The sequence below is a fragment of the Mesorhizobium sp. WSM4840 genome (assembly GCF_055811755.1).
Window position 1 is genome coordinate 382,226 of record NZ_JBVVQD010000001.1, and the last position, 17,335, is coordinate 399,560.

Here is a 17,335-nt window from a genome sequence, read left to right on the forward strand (position 1 = left end):
ACAAAGAGTTGATAGACTGGCGCTCTACGGCGCCCGCCTCTGTCCTGCCGGACATCTCCCCCACAAGGGGGGAGATCAGCCGTCACCAAGGCTTTGGCCAATCTTCGGCGTTGCAAGAAGAGGGCCAGCGTCAAAGCTGCTAATCTCCCTCCTTGTGGGGGAGATGTCCGGCAGGACAGAGGGGGGCGCCGTAGAGCGCCAGCAATAGAGTTTCGGGAACGAGAGCAACGCGATTTTGACCACCAACCCCCTCCTGCACGCCACCGGCGTCGTGAAGACTTACGGCGCCGTGGTGGCGCTGCGCAACGCGTCGCTGTCGGTTGTGCCGGGCGAGGTTCACGCCCTGATGGGCGCCAATGGCGCCGGCAAATCGACGCTGGTAAAAATCCTGACCGGCGCCATCCGCGCCGATGCCGGGCATATCCTGATCCGCGGCGAAGCCCGCGACGTGCGCTCGCCCGCCGATGCGCGCCGCGCCGGCCTGCTTCCGGTTTACCAGGAACCATCGCTCATCCCCGATCTCGACGTCGCCTCCAATCTTCGCCTGACCGACACGCCGGTCGAGCCGTTCCGCGCCTGGGTGCGCGAACTCGGCATTCCCGACCTCGACATCCGCGACACCGCGCGCGACATCCCGCTTGCCGTGCTGCGCGTGCTCGATCTGGCGCGGGCGCTGGCGGTCGAGCCCGACGTTCTGCTGCTCGACGAAATGACCGCGGCACTGCCGGCAAACCTTGCCGAAAAGGTGCTCGAGGTCGTTCGCCGCCAGGGCGACAGCGGCCGTTCGGTGATCTTCATTTCCCACCGTTTTGTCGAGATATCGGCACTTTGCGACCGCGCCACCGTGCTTCGCGACGGCGAGACCGTCGGCGTCGTCGACATCGAACCAGGCGTCGAGGAGCGCATCGTCGAGATGATGCTCGGCGTCAAGGTCGAAAAGACGCAAGTGGCGGCGCGCCAGGCGGGCCAGGCCGCTTCGCCTAGGGATAGCCGTCCGCGCCTCGGCGTGGCGAACCTTCGTGTCGGCACCAAGCTCAACGACGTCTCGTTCGACCTGGCCAACGGCGAGGTTGCGGGCGTCGTCGCGCTTGAGGGACAAGGCCAAAACGAGCTCTTCGCCGCCCTCGCCGGCTCCATCCGCCCGTCCGGCGGCACGATCGAGGTGGACGGGAAGCCGATGAGATTCGTGCATCCGGCCGATGCGATCCGCGCCGGCATTGCCTATGTGCCCGGCGACCGCACCGAAGCTTTGACCATGCAGCGCTCCGTGCGCGAAAACATCGCGCTCCCGTTCAGCGCCGCGTTGCGCAACTGGGGGCCGATCAACATGGCGCAGGAACGCTCCAGCGTCGTCAGTGCGATCGAGCGTCTGCAGATCGACACGCGCGCCCAGCGCGAGGTGCAGCGCCTGTCCGGCGGCAACCAGCAGAAGGTGACGATCGCCCGCTGGATCGCCGCCGAAGCACAGACCATCCTCTGCTTCGACCCGACACGCGGCATCGATGTCGGCACCAAGCAGGAGATCTACAAGCTGCTGCGCGAACTCGCCGACCAGGGCAAGTCCGTGCTGTTCTATACATCCGAGCTCGAGGAGGTACAGCGTGTCTGCGATCGCGTCATCGTCATCTTTGGAGGGCGCGTCGTCGATGTCTTCCCCGTCGAACTCGCCGACGAGCCGGCGCTGATGCGCGCCGCCTATGGCTTGCCGCGCGGCGCCAAGGAGGATGTCGGCATTCTCGCCGATATCCACTCGAGCCCGGTGGCGAAACCTTGACCCGCCTCGTCCGCCGTCAGGGCTGGGTCGCAGGCCTGCTTGTCCTCTTCGTGGTCCTCTTCGTGATCACCAGGCTCATCCAGCCGGGCTATGGCAGCGGCGATTTCGGCTCGCTGGTGCGCGCCGTGCTGCCCTACGCCTTTGCCGTGGCCGCCCAGACGATTGTCGTCATCGCCGGCGGCATCGATCTTTCCGTCGGCGCCATGATGGCGCTGACCAGCGTCACCGCCGCCTCGATGATGGACGGCGCCAGCGAGGAATACGCGCTTTTCGTCGTGCCGTTCGTGCTGGCCATGGGACTGGTGCTGGGCGCCGTCAACGGCATGCTGATCGTCGTCACCCGCGTGCCCGACATCGTCGTCACGCTGGCCACCCTCTTCGTTCTGCAGGGCGCGGCGCTGCTGGTCCTCAGTGCGCCCGGCGGCGCGGTCGCCGAATGGCTGAGGGCGACCATCGTCGGGACGGTCGCGATCCCGGGGTTGCCCGGGATCTCCGCCTGGATACCGAAGGCGCTGGTGCTTTTGGTCGTCTGCCTCTGCATCATCTGGATACCGCTCAAGCGCTCAAAACTCGGCCTGTCGATCTACGCCATCGGCAGCAGCGAGCTCGCGGCGTTTCGCAGCGGCGTGCCTGTCGCGCGCACCAAGATCATCGCCTACGCCCTGTCGGGGCTTTTCGCTGCCATGGGCGGGCTGGCGCTGACCATGAGCACAGGCATCGGCGCCCCCATTCCCGGCCCCTATCTTCTTGCCAGCGTGGCGGCGGTCGTGCTCGGCGGCGTCGCACTTGGCGGCGGCAAGGGCGGGTTGCTCGGCCCGATCGTCGCGGTCTTCGTGCTGCGGCTGGTGCGCACCGACCTGACGCTGCTGGCCATCGATCCCAACGTCACCGCAATCATCGAGGGCGCGATCATGGTCGCCGTTGTCATGTTCGGCGCCTTCATCACCATGCGGAGCCGGCCATCATGAGAGGCGAGGTGATGCTGACGATCTCTCCCTTTAAGGCAAAGCAATCGCGTATGAGAGACCCCCTCATCCGGCCGCTTCGCGTCCACCTTCTCCCCGTTGGGGAGAAGAGGCTGGCGTCGACGCTGGCGACCTCCTCTCCCCTCGGGGAGAGGTCGGATTGCCCCGAATTGCCCTTCGCAATTCGGTTGGCAATCCGGGTGAGGGGGCACTTGCTCCTATGCGATCGCCCTGTCCCTCGTGGCGACCGGCAGGACAGAGGGGGGCGCCGTGGAACGCCATCCTCCCCCAACCGGAACAGCACCAACATCGGGCAAAACCAATCGCGAGCAACGTCATGAGCACAACCGCGATCCAACCGGTACCCTTCGGCCGCCGCCTCAAGCGCTTCATGGCCGACCGGCCGCTGATTCCCCTGATCATCCTGCTCGTCATCCTGGTGCTGGTGCTGCAGATCCTGCGCCCCGGCATCGTCAACGAGCGGTGGCTTGCCAACACCGTCAAATTCGCCATCCCGCTGGCAATTCTGGCCGGCTGCCAGACCATGACCATGCTGACCGGCGGCATCGATCTGTCGGTCGGAACCGTAGCGACGATGAGCGCCTTCATCATGGCGACGCAGGTCGTCAATCATGACCCGGCGGTGGCGATCCTCATCGCACTTGTGCCGGCGGTGCTCATTGGCCTGGTCAACGGCATCGGCGTCGGCGTGTTTCGCGTGCACCCGCTGATCATGACGCTCGGCACCAGCCTGATCGGCACCGGCTGCCTGCAGGTCTATCAGCGTACCGTCATCGCTTCGGGCGCCAAGATTCCGCCCTTCCTGGCCTGGCTCGGCACCGGCCTGACCTATGGCGTGCCCAATGCGCTGCTGTTGTTCGTGCCCATCGCCGTCCTCATTGTTTTCACCTTGAACCGCACCGGGTTCGGCCGCCTGCTTTACGCGGTCGGCGACAATGAAGGGGCAGCACGCCTGTCCGGCGTCCGCTACTGGCAGGTCATCACCGCGCTCTACGTCATCTCGAGCGTGCTCGCAGGGATTACCGGGCTGCTCTACATCGGCCTGATCAAGGCGCCGTCGCTGTCGCTGGCAGAGCCGCTGGTGCTGCCCTCGGTAGCAGCCGCCGTGATCGGCGGAACCTCGATCTTCGGCGGCCGCGGCGGCTACACCGGCACCATCATCGGGGCGCTGATCCTCACCGTGCTGACGACGCTGCTCACCATCCTGCAGATGCCAGAAGGCGCGCGGCGGATACTGTTCGGGCTGATCGTGCTGTTTGTGACGGCGGCTTATCTGCGGATTATTGAGGATCGGTAGGGGAGGATTGACGCGAGCAGCTGCTTTGACCCGAAGCAGACTCTCGCAAACGGAGCCGTGCATGACAGCTTTGCGCCCCGATGTCGTGCATCGAGATCAGAATTGCCGCTTCCTGAGAGCCGACATCCCAAGCGACCACGCTGAGGGTCGTGGTTGCCGGGAGCAGTCATTCGGTGGAAGCTGGATAAATGTCCGCTTTGCGCCGCCAATTACGGACTTCCGCTGACGCCGGCCCGCTGTCAGGACGACCTGCTCGTGGGCGGTGGCGTAGAAGGAACCAACACCTTCCGGTTTTCCGCCACGGCCGGAGAGGGCGATTTCCCTACGCTCGCAGATTTGGTGGCGCGCTTCGATGGCGTCGCGCTCGACACGAATAATGATTTTGGGTTCCGGGGCGACGCGGCATGACCGGGAGCGTGGAGATCACGCTGGCGGGATCGCGTTGCTCGGCGCCGATGACCTTTTCTTCATCACGTGACTGACGCCCTCGCCCATCTGTTGCACGTTGCGGCTGGCAGGCGCAAAATGGCGGCGACATGGCGAGCCAAGGGCGCGCAGCCGCTACTCGAGCTTCGGAGACAGACTATGGACTGGACCAAGGGACGCGGCCGGCAGATCCTGATTGCGGGTGCGGTGGGGGCCTTCGCCCTCCTGCTCGGCATGGAGGCGGTGAGGGAGGATGAGGTGGTGACCCTCACCGAGCTGTTGACGGAAGCGGCGGGCATTGCACTTCTCGTAGGCTGCTCGGCCTGCGTTGCGCTCCTGTCCTCGCGCCTGCGGGAGCAGGAAGCGGAAAGCTTCGACATGCGCGATGAGATTGCGCGAATCCGTGAGCGCGACACGCAGTGGCGGGCCGGCCTGGATGACCATTTCCAGGAACTCGGCGCCGCCATCCAGCGCCAGTTTGCGGCTTGGGGTTGCACCCAGACGGAGCAGGAGGTCGGGCTCCTGCTGCTCAAGGGCTTCAGCCACAAGGAGATCGCGCGAATCCGGGGAGCAAGCGAAGCGACCATTCGCCAGCAAGCGACTGCGCTCTACCACAAGGCTGAGCTCTCGGGCCGCGCGGCGCTCTCTGCCTATTTCCTCGAGGAGTTGCTTCTGCCGCCGGTGCCGTCGAACTCCTTGGAGGCTCGCAACGGCCTTGCTCGTCCCGAGATGTCGAGCCGGCCGGCCGCTTCGCGCCGGGCGTAGCGCGGAGCTAGCTCCAGGGTCACGGGCCGTGCGCTTTCTTGCCTCAGTTCTCACCGGCCTGGGGTTGCTTGTATTCTCAACTCCAGTACTGGCCGAAGATCCAGTAGCGGAGCTGGTCGAGGGCTGCGCGGCGCCCTGTGTCAGTTACGAACTATCTACGGAACTTCAAAACGACTGGATTTTTGCGGCCGATCCGTCATTCCTGACGTCCGACGTGCTTCAACCGACATTCACAGCCGATTTGCTTTTCGCGCCGACGGATTATCTGCAACTGGAGACTTCCATCATCACCGAGCCGGTGGTGGACTCGGCGCCCGGCGAGAATACGGTTCTTGAAGGAATTGGCACCTACGTAGCCGAACTGTATACCGTGATCGAGGCAGGTCCCGCTACCACGCGGGCCGGAAAATTCGATACGATCTTCAGTCTCGCCAGCGAAGTCGCGCCAGGGATCAATGCCACGGAACTGGTGTCGGATTTCGACGCGGACGAACGTCTAGGCGGGGAAATTGTTCTCCGCTTCGAAAACCTCGGGTTGAACCATGCTTTGGCAGCGACTGCATTCACAACCGATCGCACGATCCTCAGCGAGTCGCTCTTTACCAACCGGGGCCGGGCCAGCCTGTCGGATGGCGGCGCGGGCAACACAAAGGGCGTGTCGTCGTTCTCGGTAACTCTTGATGGCTGCGAAGGTTCGGAAACAGCCGATTGCTATTTGGACGGCGAATTTGGCTACAGGTTCGGCTTTCGGTATCAGAGGGCCGGGCATCCTACCGAGGAGGACATCGAAGACGACGTTAAGCTTGGTGACGAACTTGCCTACCTCGCCGCCGCGACCAAGAGTTTCGAACTGGACGAAATGACGCTCAGGCTGCTGGGCGAAACGTCGTATCTTCGGCATTTTGACGGCCGCCAGGACGATGCCCTGGTCGTCACGGGCTCCGCCGCGCTCGACGTAGACTCCTTAACCTATATCGCGACCTACACGGAGCAGACGAACCTGGTCGCCGGAGGTCCGGATACCCGCGATTACCTAGCTGATTTCGAGGTCATATATTCGTCCGACGACAATACGCCGTTCGTTGGATCAAAATGGCAACTCGCCGCCGCCTATACGTTCGCGCGGAATGCGGATCACGAAAACGCTCACATTCTCAGCGTGCGTGCGGTGTTCGATTTCAGCGGAGGTGTGGAGTTCGGCAGGTAGACTGCCGCACGTCGGCACGGAGATAAGGGCCCCAATTGCGTTCACGCATGATGGCCAAGGCGTCCCTTGAAGAAGCCCGTGAACGCCAAAATTGCCCTCCCTCGTTTTGGTCCGCCGCTGGCCAGCTTCAAGGCTTCACGCCCTCAGATACTCGACTGCAGTCCGTGACCGGGAAAGCTGTCATGCTAACTGCCGCCGGCAGGGCACTCACATCCGTAGGATGTGCCGTCTAGGGCTTTGAAAGGCTGAGTCTTTTTACCCGTCACGCCTGCCGGATTCCCGTGAGGCGGGAGCCAAGCCATGCTGGGGACTGCGGCGAGCGTCCGGCCGCGAACGCGCCCGCGACGCGATCCACCTCGGAGGACATTCCCATGGCCATTTTACCCGACTTCGCCGCCGCCACGTTCGGCAATTCCACGAATATCGACAACACGTTCTTTCCGCTGCCCGGCGGCACCATCAACAGCTACGGCGCCGCGCTCATCGATCCCGAGACCGGCGAGGAGGAGACGGAGCGCAACGATCACTTCGCCACGTTCGAGACGAAGATCATCGAGGGCGTCGAGACGATCGTCGTCCGCGATACGGCCTATGCTGACGGCGTTCTCGTCGAGGACACGCTCGACTGGTACGCGCAGGCCGATGACGGCAATGTCTGGTATCTGGGCGAGATCGCGACGAACTACAACTACAACGACGAGGGCGAGTTCATCGGGACCGACTTCGGCGGATCGTGGGAGGCAGGCGTCGACGGCGCCGCGCCGGGCTGGATCATGCGCGCAGCACCGATGCCGGGCGACAGCTATTTTCAGGAGTTCTACGCCGGAGTGGCGGAGGATGAAGGCAAGGTGATCGCGACAGGCCTCGACGTCGAGACCGACTTCGGCTCCTTTCACGGTGTCGTCAAGATCCTCGACACTTCGGGCCTGGAGCCCGGCGTGGGCGCCTACAAGTACTTCGCGCCCGGCATCGGCCTGGTGTTGGAGGAGGAGGTCGTGTTCCCGGAGGACGAGCCCGAGCTCGTCATCGAGATCACGAACAGGCGCGAGGTCGACGTTTCCGCCCCCGTCGATCCGACGGAGCTCGCCTTCGCGGGAGACGGCGCTGCCAAGACCATCACCTTCATCAGCGAGGACGCGAGCACCAACGGCGCGATCGGCGCCTACACTTTCGACACCGCGACGGGCGAAATTGGCGAGGCGCGCATCCTCTTCGCCGACACCGAGGACGTGAAGGCGGGCGCCCAGGCGACGATGGCAGTCGCGGCCGGGCAGTCGCTCGGCCTGTTCCTCATCCCGGATGTCGAGGAACTCGGCCTCGAGCTCGAGGACTACGCAGACGGCGGCCTCTTCTTCCGCAACTTCACCTCGGGCGATGTCGCCGACGTTTACGACGGCGACGACGCGACGACCTACACGCCTGGCCCGGCCACCATCTACGACCGGGTGGCGCCGGTCGTCACCGATGCCGACGGCAACCTGCTGCCGATCCGGGCGTTCCATTCGGTCGGCAACCGCGACGGCTTCAACTTCCTGAACCCGGTGGCCGGCGAGAACGCCCTTGCAAGCGATATCGACGACGGCCTCGCCGGGGTCGAGGTGGTGAGCTTCGAGGATGGCCTGGCCAGCACCGAGGACTTCGACGGCGATTTCGACGATGCTTTCGTTGCCGTTAGCGATGCGCCGCTCAGCGGCGAGACAGTCAATGCCCTGGTTGAAGCAACCGGCATCAGCCGGCGGGTCGGCACGGACGGCCCGGATCGGCTCGTCGGAACCGATGAGGACGATCAGCTCATCGCGCTCGACGGCAATGACGTGATCCGTGGTAGCGGCGGCGGCGACCAGATCGAGGCCGGCGACGGCAACGATCGTGCCTATGGCGGCGCCGGCGATGACGAGATCTCCGGCGAGGAGGGGCACGACCGGCTGTTCGGCGACGAGGGCGACGACGAGATCGATGGCGACGAGGGTCGCGACAGAATCCAGGGCGATGCGGGCGATGACGAACTCGCAGGTGGCGAGGGTAACGACCGGCTCTGCGGCGGCGATGGCTTCGACGAGCTCAAGGGCGGTGAAGGCGACGACCGGCTCCAGGCCGGCGGCGACGGTGCGCGGATGTCCGGCGGCGCGGACGACGATACCCTCTTTGGCGAGGCCGGCGCCGAGGATGTCTTTGTCTTCGACCTGATACCTTTCGGCAGTGACCTGATCCGGGGCTTCGAGAACGGCGCCGATCGCATCGAGATCGCGACCTATACGGGCGTCGAGAGCTTCGAGGACGTCGCCGTCACGCAGGACGGACATTCGACCGTGCTGAGCTTCGCGGAGGGAACCGTAGAGATCGCCAATTTCGACTCCGCGCTGATCAATGCCTCCGATTTCTTCTTCGTCTGACGCGCGGGCGGGGCGCGGTCTCCCTGGCCGCGCCCTTGCCCATCGGCTGGAAGGAGTCACCTGCAAGCGCTACAAGCGCAGCACGGCGCGTGAAGTTCTGATTAATAGTAAGGAATAGGGCCGCATGGGCCGGCGCCGCTTGCTCCGCGGTCATTGGCCCTAAACTTGCGGCGCCTCTCCCGAAAATGAACCGGATGCTTGGCGCGAGCGCCAAAAAGGCCTCTGTCAAAGGAACCATGATGTCCGCTTCAATTGCCCCGCAACCTTTCAATCAGCGAAAGAGACTTCTTGTCGTCCAGGGCTTGAGCATCGCGGCGATCGGATCGCTGTTGTTCTCTCGACCAGGCTGGGACGAAGCATCGACCCTTCATGAACTTATCGAGATGACAGGCTTTGTCCTGATCCTCGTCTGCATATTCGGAAGATTGTGGAGCATCCTATATGTCGGGGGCCGGAAGAACACCGAGTTGGCGGTAAACGGGCCATACTCGATCACTCGCAATCCCCTGTATCTGTTTTCGATGATTGGAGCATTCGGCATCGGCCTCATGTTCGGGTCGATCATCGTTGCCGTCGTTCTCGGAGTGTGCACCTACGCGGTTTTCGGGATGACCGCTAGAAAGGAAGAGGCGTTTCTTCTGGGAAAGTTTGGCCCGAAATACGAGGCGTATGCGGCCAGAACACCACGGTTCTGGCCCAAACTATGGCTTTATCACGACGAGCATCAGCACACGTTCTCCACGAAAGCGCTAAGAAGCACATTCTTCGATGCTCTCTATTTTCTCGCGGTCTTTCCAGCCATCGAAGGCATCGAATACCTCCAGGTGATTGGTTATCTGCCAACCTATTTCTGGCTATTCTAATCCCAAGGTCGAGGCAATCCGCCGTCGCCAACTTGCCTACCATTTAGCCTTTGTAACCCACTAGAACCGCGCCTGTTGCGATCAATATAACACCTACCCAATTCGACAACGACGAGTGCTCCTTGAGGAATGTCACTCCGAACATCGCCACGAGCACGACGCTCAGTTTGTCGATAGGGGCAACGCGTGCCGCATCTCCCAATTGAAGCGCACGGAAATAGCAAATCCACGACGCACCTGCAGCAAGCCCCGACAGGCCGAGGACAGGTAGGTCCTGCTCGAAATAGAGCTAAGCGGCTGGAACTGTTGGTGGCCGCAAGGATCGTCCCAAGGACTAACAGAATAACAATGGTACGGATGAAGGTGGCGAAGTCCGAGCTAACGTTCTCCACTCCGACCTTGGCGAAAATAGCGGTCAGAGCGGGGAAGCAGCCGAGAGCACCGCCCAGGACTGCCACGAGAGGAGAAGGTACTTCACACTTCTTACCCACAAATTGTACCGATCAGGAACGGCGGCGTCCAGCGCGACAAGCAAGTAAGCCGCTGTCGCGAGAGGTTGAAGACGCGCCCCATCATTACGGCTGTCACGTTCGCCCGCAAAGATGTTGCCGAGCGCAGCCCCGCTTTTTTTGGTGCAACTTGCTCGTTGGGTGGGACAGAAGGCAGCTTTCCACACTAAGCTGACCATCGTGCAGTCCGGCCGAGAGGTCCGGTTCGGTCAGGTTATGACGATGCTCACGCCGACATGAACGTCCGCTCTTGAAGATCCGCAGCCTGAAGCTGCCAGTCCGCTCGGCCCCAAACGCGACGTCTGAGTAGCACAATGACCGCTCTTGGCGCTTTTCTGATTTTTGAGCGACGTCAGCTTTCGCCCAAACTGCATCAGCCCTCACACAGCCAAGCTCCCCTGCGCCACCTCCTCCGCATTAGGATCCCCCGGCGCCGTCGCCCAGGCCAATTCCACCAGCGTCACTGTCCGCCTCCCGACCCCGTCAAGCTGGCATACGATCAGCCCCTGCTCCTAGATATAGGTCAGCAGGCGCCGGGCGCGGCGCAGCGAGTGCGAACCATAGGCGCGGGGCAATCGCCGCGTCGCTGGGGCAGGACCAGCCTTCCTTGGCCGCGCGGGCGATCATCATGAACACACCTTGCATATCCTCGGGCAGCAGCGAGGCGCAGGTCGTCCTCAGGAGGGATAGCTAAGCGGTCGGCCGGAAATAGCCGATGTCGCGCTTGCCTTGCCGCGAAACATGCCGTCCGTCAGGCCCCTCCACAGCATTAATCATCGCGCACGTTCCCCCGATCAGCGCGGAAATCAGCGTGGAGCGATCTCTGCGACGAGATCGTTCGTCGTCTTGACCCCAGCCATGAAGCCGGCGGCATTGAATTCGTTCATGACGAAGAAAGCGCCGACGCCGCGTGTCGGTGCAATCGCAACATAGAGAAACATCCCTTGCAGGCCGCCGCTCTTCTGGAGGATGAGCGGGCGATGCTCGTTGGGGAGCATGATGACCCATCCGAGACCCATGGCGTCCATCGGGCCGCCGTCATCCAGCCCCACCACCGACGCGAGCCCGTCCCGGTACAAAAAAGCCGCGTGGTTCACGAGGCGGAACTCGGCGTCGGCCGCGGAAGGCTTGTTGTCGACATGCCAGTTCATCCAGCGCAGCAGGTCGGCCGCGGTCGAGTACAATCCACCGGCGCATTCCATGGCTGTGCTCGTCGGCACGATTGGCATGGGGCTGCCGTCGAAGTTATGGCCCTGCATCAGGCGCGGCTCGTCGTCCGGCCTTGGGTTGAAAACCGTGTCTTTCATGCCGAGGGGATCGAGGACACGCTCCCGAAGGACCTCGGCATAAGGCTTTCCAGAGACATTCGCGAGCGCCGCTCCAAGGAGGTCGTATCCGAAGTTCGAATAGAGAACGGCGGTACCCGGCGTGAACAGCAGCGGATTGTCCTTGAGGGCGGCAATCTGCGCCTCTTTGGTGTTCGTAGAGAAGGGGTCGGAGGGGGGCGCCTCGGCCACTGGCACCTCCCGCGGAAGGCCGGAAGCTTGCGCGACGAGATCGATCAGGCGGAGGGCGTGGCCATCTTTCTCAGGGAGCGGGACGTCCCAGCCAAGGCGATCCTGCAGCCGGTCGGTGAGCTGTACCTTGCCGTCGATCGCCAGCGAGGAAAGCACACTGCCGCAGAACACTTTGCTCACGGACGCGATGCAGAACATTGTGTCGCCGTTGGGCACCTTTTCACTCCCGTCGGCAATCTTGCCGAAACCGGCCAAGGCCGTCTCGCCGTTGCGCACCGCGCCGAAGATCAGGCCAGGCACCTCGGTGGAGAGATACAGGATTGTACCGTTGAACTGCACCGCTTCCGTCAGCAGCTTGTCCTCGGCATGTCCATAAGAGGGAAGGGTGACGGCTGCGATTGCCGTCAAAGCGATGGCCATAAGTCGGCGCGATCGAGACAAACGCATTGCCAAATCCTTTGATGAAGCTGCAGAATAAATCTTCGGAAAAGAGCCGCCGCGTAGTATCTTACCATCTCTCCAGAAGCAGGAGATGTCAACAGAACGAACCGAGGGGGTAATCGGCGGCGGTAGCCGTAGTTTCGGCGGCTATTTGCGCTACAGTCCTGCCGTATTTCTTATCCTTCGTCAGTTGATCGGGGCTGATCTCTTCATTGGCAAACCGACGCGCGGGTAATTTAGAAGATATGTAAAGCGCCGTCGGCAGGAGGGAGTGCTGTAGCGTCGAACAACTTACAATAGGCGGATCTGCGTCGCGCCAATCGTCGTCGTATGATGAAGACCGGGCAGAAGAGTTGTGGCGGGCCAGCGAGGCCCTATCTGCGCAAAAAAAGACTCGCCGCTGTACCTGCCGCTTAGCCATACCTCGACTTTATGCGTGGCATTCCCCTTGCGCGCTCGGCCGCCGCCTCACACAGCCAAACTGCCCTGCTCCGCCTCCTCGACGTTGGGGTCGCCGGGTGCCGTTGCCCAGGCCAATTCGACGAGCGTCACGACCCGCCGGCCGAGACCGTCAAGCTGACACACGATCAGGCCCTGCTCCTCGATATAGGTCAGCAGGCGCCGGGCGCGGCGCAGCGAGTGCGAGCCGTAGGCGCGGGCAATCGCCGCGTCGCTCGGGCAGGGCCAGCCTTCCTTGGCCGCGCGGGCGATCATCATGAACACGCCCTGCATATCCTCGGGCAGAAGGGAGGCGCGCACCGAGACATCCTGCCACGCGTCATCGCCTGCCATATCGGAGCCGAGGCCGGCGCGGGCGCGTGTCAGCATGCGGCGGAATTCGGGCAGATCCGGCACGACCGAGGCGAGGCCTTCTATGCGGCAGCGGACCACGAACTCCTGATAGAGCACGCCGATGACACGGAACCCCGCATCGGGCTGCGCCAGCACGGCGCGCAGCACGCGGTCGACGCGCTCACGCCGCTCCGCCAGATCCTCGGCACTGATCGGCGGCTCCACCGGTTCGGGGCGGATTTCCAGCGCCGCCGACTTCGCCGCCATCAGCTGATCGAGCAGGTCCGGCGACGACCGGCGCTGCGGCCGGACAGTTTCCGGCGGCGGGGCTGCCAGGATGATGGCGCGCGCGTCCTCCAGTGCCGCTTCCGGCAGCGGCATCAGCCGCGGCGTGCCATTGCGCGGACTTGTATCCGTCGGGCCGATGCGCAAGCCGAGCGGACGGCGCGACAGCGCCGGGCCCAGCGCCATGAATTGCCCACGCTCCAGGTCGCGAAAAGCCTCCGCCTGCCGCCGCTCCATGCCCAGAAGGTCGGCGGCGCGCGCCATGTCGATGTCGAGAAAAGTCCGGCCCATGAGGAAATTGGAGGCCTCGGCGGCAACGTTCTTGGCGAGCTTGGCCAGTCGCTGGGTGGCGATGATGCCGGCCAGGCCGCGTTTGCGGCCACGGCACATCAAATTGGTCATGGCGCCGAGCGAGAGCTTGCGCGCCTCGTCCGAGACCTCGCCCGCCACTGCCGGCGCGAACAGCTGCGCCTCGTCCACCACCACCAGCATCGGATACCAGTGGTCGCGGGCGACTTCGAAAAGCCCGCCGAGAAAGGCGGCGGCGCGCCGCATCTGGTTCTCGGCGTCGAGCCCCTCGAGATTGAGCACTGTGGAGACGCGATGGATGCGCGCCCGCTCGCCGGCGCTCTGCAGGCCGCGCTCGGTATGCTCCTCGGCATCGATCACCAGATGGCCGAAACGGTCGCCCAGCGACACGAAGTCGCCTTCGGGGTCGATGATGGTCTGCTGCACCCAGGGCGCACTCTGCTCCAGCAGCCGGCGCAGCAGATGGGATTTGCCGGAGCCCGAATTGCCCTGCACCAAAAGGCGGGTCGCCAGCAGCTCCTCAAGATCCAGTGCCGCCGGGGCGCCCGCGGTCGTGTGGCCCATCTCGATCGCAACGGTCATGTCTCGACTCTCCTTGAGCGAGGGCTTATCAACCGCATTACAGCCCGTCGAGCGCCGATGGCCGGCGGCACGGGGTTGCGCACAGGTCGACGCTGCGCGCGGTGTCAGTTCGCTGACGTAAGCATCACGGGCGCAAGAGGCTGTCTTCTGATCAGGACGATTGCCGAGAAAGCCAGTATTCCGAGCATGCCGACCGCAGCAGTCAACCAGAGCGATGGCTGGACGCCGATGCCTGCCATCGCCATGGCTAGGGCAAACGGCGCAAGCGCTGAAGAAAACTGACGCGCGGCCGTCACCCAGCCGAGCCGGGCGCCGTAGCGCTCCCGTCCGAACAGTTCCAGGGGCAGCGTGCCGCCGACGATGCTGGCGAGGCCCGAGCCCAATCCAAACAGGATGACAAAGGCGATGGCGCCAGGCACCGATGGTGTGGTCCCCAGCAGGGCGACAAGGCCGAGCGGTAGCAATGTCGCGCCGATGACCGCGAGCCAGGTCTGTGCCAGCCGGCCGCCGAACAGCATGTTGATCAACCGGCTCGCCACCTGGGACGGGCCAAACAGCGTGGTTACGACAAGCCCGACGGAGCCAAGCCCGAGCGCCGTCGTCAGCGGGACCATGTGAACGAGGATCGAGGAGAGGACAAAACCCTCGACCGCGAAGCCGCCAAGCATGAGCAGAAACACTCTGCTGCGGTCGCGCGCGGTGAACGCAACCGGACCGCCTGCCGACCCGATGGCAGCAGCTGTCGCCGAAGCGTTTTTGTCCACCCGACGCGACAGCCGCGCCAGCCAGGCATGGATGGGCAGGCAGATGGCGACATTGATGCCGGCAAAGACCAAATAGACCTCGCGCCAGGTCAGGTATTCGTGCAGTGCCGCCGTCAGCGGCCAGAACAGGGTGGAGGCGAAGCCGGCGATCAGCGTCAGATGGGTGATGCTGCGCTGCGCCTTGGCGCCGCCGATCTGGACGATCGCGACGAAAGCGGCGCTGTAGAGCACGAAGGTGGACGCCAGCTCCATCACCATCAGCGCCGCCACGAAACTCACCCGGCCTGGTGCTATCGCGCAAGCGACAAGCGCTGCTGCGGCCGCAAGCGAGCCAAAGGTCATCACCCGGCCGGCGCCGAAACGATCGGCCCAGCGCCCGGCTGTCGGAGCAAACAGACCACCGACCAGCAGCGACGCCGACAAGGCGCCGAAAACCCATTGTTCCGGCCAGGCGAACTCTAGCGCGATCGACGGCACCAGGATGCTAAAACTGTAATAGAGCGTGCCGTAGCCGATGATCTGCGTCAGCCCCAACGCCCAGAGTGCGGCAGCCGGGATTTTCCGGTCGCTCATTGGGCGGCAATCTCGAGATCGCCGCTGCGCACTGCTGCGATCGCTTGCGTGCTGCCGCAGCCGCACCCAGACTTGCCGCTCGCCTTTGCCTTTGCATCGTCGGCACAACAGGCATCGACAGCAGCCGGCGCGGGTCCGCCGCAGCAACCCTGAGATGACGTGCCTGAAAGTGACGCCGGCACAGTGCAGACGCCGGTCTCGGGCAACACCAGTTGCACAGCATCGGCGGCAGCCATGTCGCCGGCGAGCGCCGCGGCGACCGAGCGGACCTGTTCATAGCCGGTCAGCAGCAGGAACGTTGGCGCCCGGCCATAGCTTTTGACGCCGACCGTATAGAAATCGGGCTCGGGGTGGCTGAGTTCGCGATGACCATGCGGTGGGACATCGCCGCAGGAGTGTTCATTTGGATCGATGAGCGGTCCGAGCGCCTTAACTCCTTCGAGCCACGGATCGAGGTCCAGCCGCAGCTCCCGGGTCAAGGCGAGATCGGGGCGCTGCCCCGTCGCGGCGATGATCCTGTCGACGGGGCCGAGCGTGCGCAACCCGTCCTTTGTCTGGCCTTCGACAATCAGCCGGCCGTCGACCTCGCGAATGGCAACCGTGGCAAAGCCGGTCACCAGCCGCACACGGCCGCTCTCGGCGAGCTGCCGGACATCGGAACCAAGCTCGCCCCGCGCCGGCAGGGCATCGGCATCGCCGCCGCCGTAGATGCGGACAAGATCGGTGCTGCGCGTCACCCATAGTGCCGAGGTGCCCGGTTCGGTTTGCGCGAGCCTGTCCAGTTCCAGCAAGGCGTTGGCGGCGGAATGGCCGGCGCCCACCACCAATGTCGTGCGGCCTGCATAGAGATGACGGTCGCGTCCCAGGACATCCGGGATGCCGTAGGCGATGCGGTCGCCAAATTCCCTCTCGCCTTCGGCCGGCAAGCCGCCCGCACCGAGCGGGTTCGGCGTCTGCCAAGTGCCGGACGCATCGATGACGGCACGAGCGCTGTCCCGGCGCGTGCCTTTCGCCGTTTCGACCAGAAGCATGAACGGCCGCGTCTGCCGCGCCTTGCTCAACACCTTGTCGGCCCCCCACCGGGAAATGGCGACAACACGGGCACTGGTCCCGATCGACGGCGCCAGTTCGGAAAGCTTTGCGAGCGGCGCGAGATACTGGTGGACGATCTCATTGGCGGTGGGGAATGCCTCCGGCTCCGGCATTTGCCAGCCGTGGCTCTCGAGAAGTTTTCGGGCGACCGCATCAACACAATAGCGCCACGGCGTGAAAACCCGCACATGGCCCCAGTCCAGAAGGTTCGACCCAACCGCGGGACCTGCCTCGTAAACTGTGACCGGAAGGCCGCGGCTGACAAGTTGGGCGGCGGCCGCCAGGCCGACAGGTCCGCCGCCGATGATGGCGACCGGGAGATCGTTTTCAGAAACCATGGCACACCTTCTATGTTTCTAGGATTATAGAAATATAGGCCAAAAAAGAGTTAAGCAGCCGCCTCGCCGACAGCCGGGCCGCATGCGGCATCGGCACAACATTCATCGGCAAGAAAGCCAAGGAGATCGTTCATCACAGGGTAATTGGCACGGCAAATCAGCGTCGTTGCCTGGCGTTCCTGGGTGACCAGGCCGGTCAGGATAAGCCGGTGGAGATGATGCGACAGGGTCGACGCAGCGATGCCGAGGGCTTCCTGCAGATAACCGACCGGTCGCCCGGCCTCACCTGCCCTCACCAGCGTACGATAAAGATTGAGCCGCGTCGGATTGCCGAGCGCCTCGAGCTGTTTTGCTGCTTGTTCGAGTTTCATGGAAATAAGCTAGCGCCCGCTGCCGGGTGTCGTCAAGCGCTATTTCCAAGG

At 63.8% G+C, this 17,335-nt stretch carries 13 protein-coding genes and 2 pseudogenes; 8 read left to right on the top strand and 7 right to left on the bottom strand.

What is annotated here, in order from left to right; all coding sequences use genetic code 11:
* The first annotated feature begins 235 nt into the window (after window positions 1–235).
* The 8 genes from AC0L3I_RS02000 to AC0L3I_RS02035 all read left to right on the top strand — a co-directional run bounded on the left by AC0L3I_RS02000 (window position 236) and on the right by AC0L3I_RS02035 (window position 9,711).
* Complete coding sequence (locus tag AC0L3I_RS02000; RefSeq protein WP_473525796.1) at window positions 236–1,774, top strand: sugar ABC transporter ATP-binding protein; 1,539 nt, start codon at window positions 236–238, stop codon at window positions 1,772–1,774.
* A complete protein-coding gene (locus AC0L3I_RS02005; protein WP_473485842.1) occupies window positions 1,771–2,742 on the top strand; it encodes an ABC transporter permease in 972 nt (323 codons plus the stop codon). The genes AC0L3I_RS02000 and AC0L3I_RS02005 overlap by 4 nt, the downstream gene beginning before the upstream one ends.
* 334 nt (window positions 2,743–3,076) lie before the next feature.
* The gene (locus AC0L3I_RS02010) at window positions 3,077–4,057 is read left to right on the top strand and encodes an ABC transporter permease (protein ID WP_077380804.1); all 981 of its coding nucleotides are present in this window, start codon (window positions 3,077–3,079) and stop codon (window positions 4,055–4,057) included.
* A 153-nt stretch (window positions 4,058–4,210) separates the two neighbouring features.
* Window positions 4,211–4,465 carry a hypothetical protein gene (locus tag AC0L3I_RS02015; protein WP_133254785.1) on the top strand — a complete coding sequence of 85 codons (255 nt, stop codon included), beginning with the start codon at window positions 4,211–4,213 and terminating at the stop codon, window positions 4,463–4,465.
* Window positions 4,466–4,642: 177 nt separating this feature from the next.
* The gene (locus AC0L3I_RS02020; protein ID WP_473485843.1) at window positions 4,643–5,248 is read left to right on the top strand and encodes a helix-turn-helix transcriptional regulator; all 606 of its coding nucleotides are present in this window, start codon (window positions 4,643–4,645) and stop codon (window positions 5,246–5,248) included.
* A 28-nt stretch (window positions 5,249–5,276) separates the two neighbouring features.
* Complete coding sequence (locus AC0L3I_RS02025) at window positions 5,277–6,455, top strand: hypothetical protein (protein WP_473485844.1); 1,179 nt, start codon at window positions 5,277–5,279, stop codon at window positions 6,453–6,455.
* 371 nt (window positions 6,456–6,826) lie between these two features.
* Window positions 6,827–8,848 (top strand): hypothetical protein, encoded by a 2,022-nt coding sequence (locus AC0L3I_RS02030; RefSeq protein WP_473525797.1) that lies wholly within the window; start codon window positions 6,827–6,829, stop codon window positions 8,846–8,848.
* Between the two features lie 185 nt (window positions 8,849–9,033).
* Window positions 9,034–9,711 (top strand): methyltransferase family protein, encoded by a 678-nt coding sequence (locus AC0L3I_RS02035; protein WP_244602857.1) that lies wholly within the window; start codon window positions 9,034–9,036, stop codon window positions 9,709–9,711.
* Window positions 9,712–9,754: 43 nt separating this feature from the next.
* Here the strand turns inward: AC0L3I_RS02035 and AC0L3I_RS02040 are convergent.
* From AC0L3I_RS02040 to AC0L3I_RS02070, 7 genes and pseudogenes are all read right to left on the bottom strand, one after another.
* A pseudogene (locus tag AC0L3I_RS02040) lies at window positions 9,755–10,189 on the bottom strand (EamA family transporter).
* 411 nt (window positions 10,190–10,600) lie between these two features.
* A pseudogene (locus tag AC0L3I_RS02045) lies at window positions 10,601–10,886 on the bottom strand (ATP-binding protein); the annotation flags it as partial.
* Window positions 10,887–11,026: 140 nt separating this feature from the next.
* Window positions 11,027–12,157, bottom strand: coding sequence for a D-alanyl-D-alanine-carboxypeptidase/endopeptidase AmpH (ampH, locus tag AC0L3I_RS02050; protein WP_473525798.1), 1,131 nt, complete (start codon window positions 12,155–12,157; stop codon window positions 11,027–11,029).
* Between the two features lie 489 nt (window positions 12,158–12,646).
* Window positions 12,647–14,146: a helicase HerA domain-containing protein gene (locus tag AC0L3I_RS02055; RefSeq protein ID WP_473525799.1), complete on the bottom strand. Its 1,500-nt coding sequence runs from the start codon at window positions 14,144–14,146 to the stop codon at window positions 12,647–12,649.
* Window positions 14,147–14,250: 104 nt separating this feature from the next.
* Window positions 14,251–15,483, bottom strand: coding sequence for an arsenite efflux MFS transporter ArsK (arsK, locus tag AC0L3I_RS02060; RefSeq protein ID WP_473485848.1), 1,233 nt, complete (start codon window positions 15,481–15,483; stop codon window positions 14,251–14,253).
* Window positions 15,480–16,913, bottom strand: coding sequence for an NAD(P)-binding domain-containing protein (locus tag AC0L3I_RS02065; RefSeq protein WP_473525800.1), 1,434 nt, complete (start codon window positions 16,911–16,913; stop codon window positions 15,480–15,482). The genes arsK and AC0L3I_RS02065 overlap by 4 nt, the downstream gene beginning before the upstream one ends.
* Before the next feature lie 50 nt (window positions 16,914–16,963).
* Entirely contained in the window at window positions 16,964–17,284 is a 321-nt protein-coding gene (locus tag AC0L3I_RS02070; RefSeq protein ID WP_123148885.1) for an ArsR/SmtB family transcription factor, read from the bottom strand.
* Between the last annotated feature and the right edge of the window lie 51 nt (window positions 17,285–17,335).

Excerpts from the sequence above, each read along its gene's own strand:
- AC0L3I_RS02010 (WP_077380804.1), top strand. The coding sequence starts at position 3,077 with ATGAGCACAACCGCGATCCAACCGGTACCCTTCGGCCGCCGCCTCAAG.
- AC0L3I_RS02020 (WP_473485843.1), top strand. The coding sequence starts at position 4,643 with ATGGACTGGACCAAGGGACGCGGCCGGCAGATCCTGATTGCGGGTGCG.
- AC0L3I_RS02030 (WP_473525797.1), top strand. The coding sequence starts at position 6,827 with ATGGCCATTTTACCCGACTTCGCCGCCGCCACGTTCGGCAATTCCACG.
- AC0L3I_RS02035 (WP_244602857.1), top strand. The coding sequence starts at position 9,034 with ATGAACCGGATGCTTGGCGCGAGCGCCAAAAAGGCCTCTGTCAAAGGA.
- ampH (WP_473525798.1), bottom strand. The coding sequence starts at position 12,157 with ATGGCCATCGCTTTGACGGCAATCGCAGCCGTCACCCTTCCCTCTTAT.
- AC0L3I_RS02055 (WP_473525799.1), bottom strand. The coding sequence starts at position 14,146 with ATGACCGTTGCGATCGAGATGGGCCACACGACCGCGGGCGCCCCGGCG.
- arsK (WP_473485848.1), bottom strand. The coding sequence starts at position 15,483 with ATGAGCGACCGGAAAATCCCGGCTGCCGCACTCTGGGCGTTGGGGCTG.
- AC0L3I_RS02065 (WP_473525800.1), bottom strand. The coding sequence starts at position 16,913 with ATGGTTTCTGAAAACGATCTCCCGGTCGCCATCATCGGCGGCGGACCT.
- AC0L3I_RS02070 (WP_123148885.1), bottom strand. The coding sequence starts at position 17,284 with ATGAAACTCGAACAAGCAGCAAAACAGCTCGAGGCGCTCGGCAATCCG.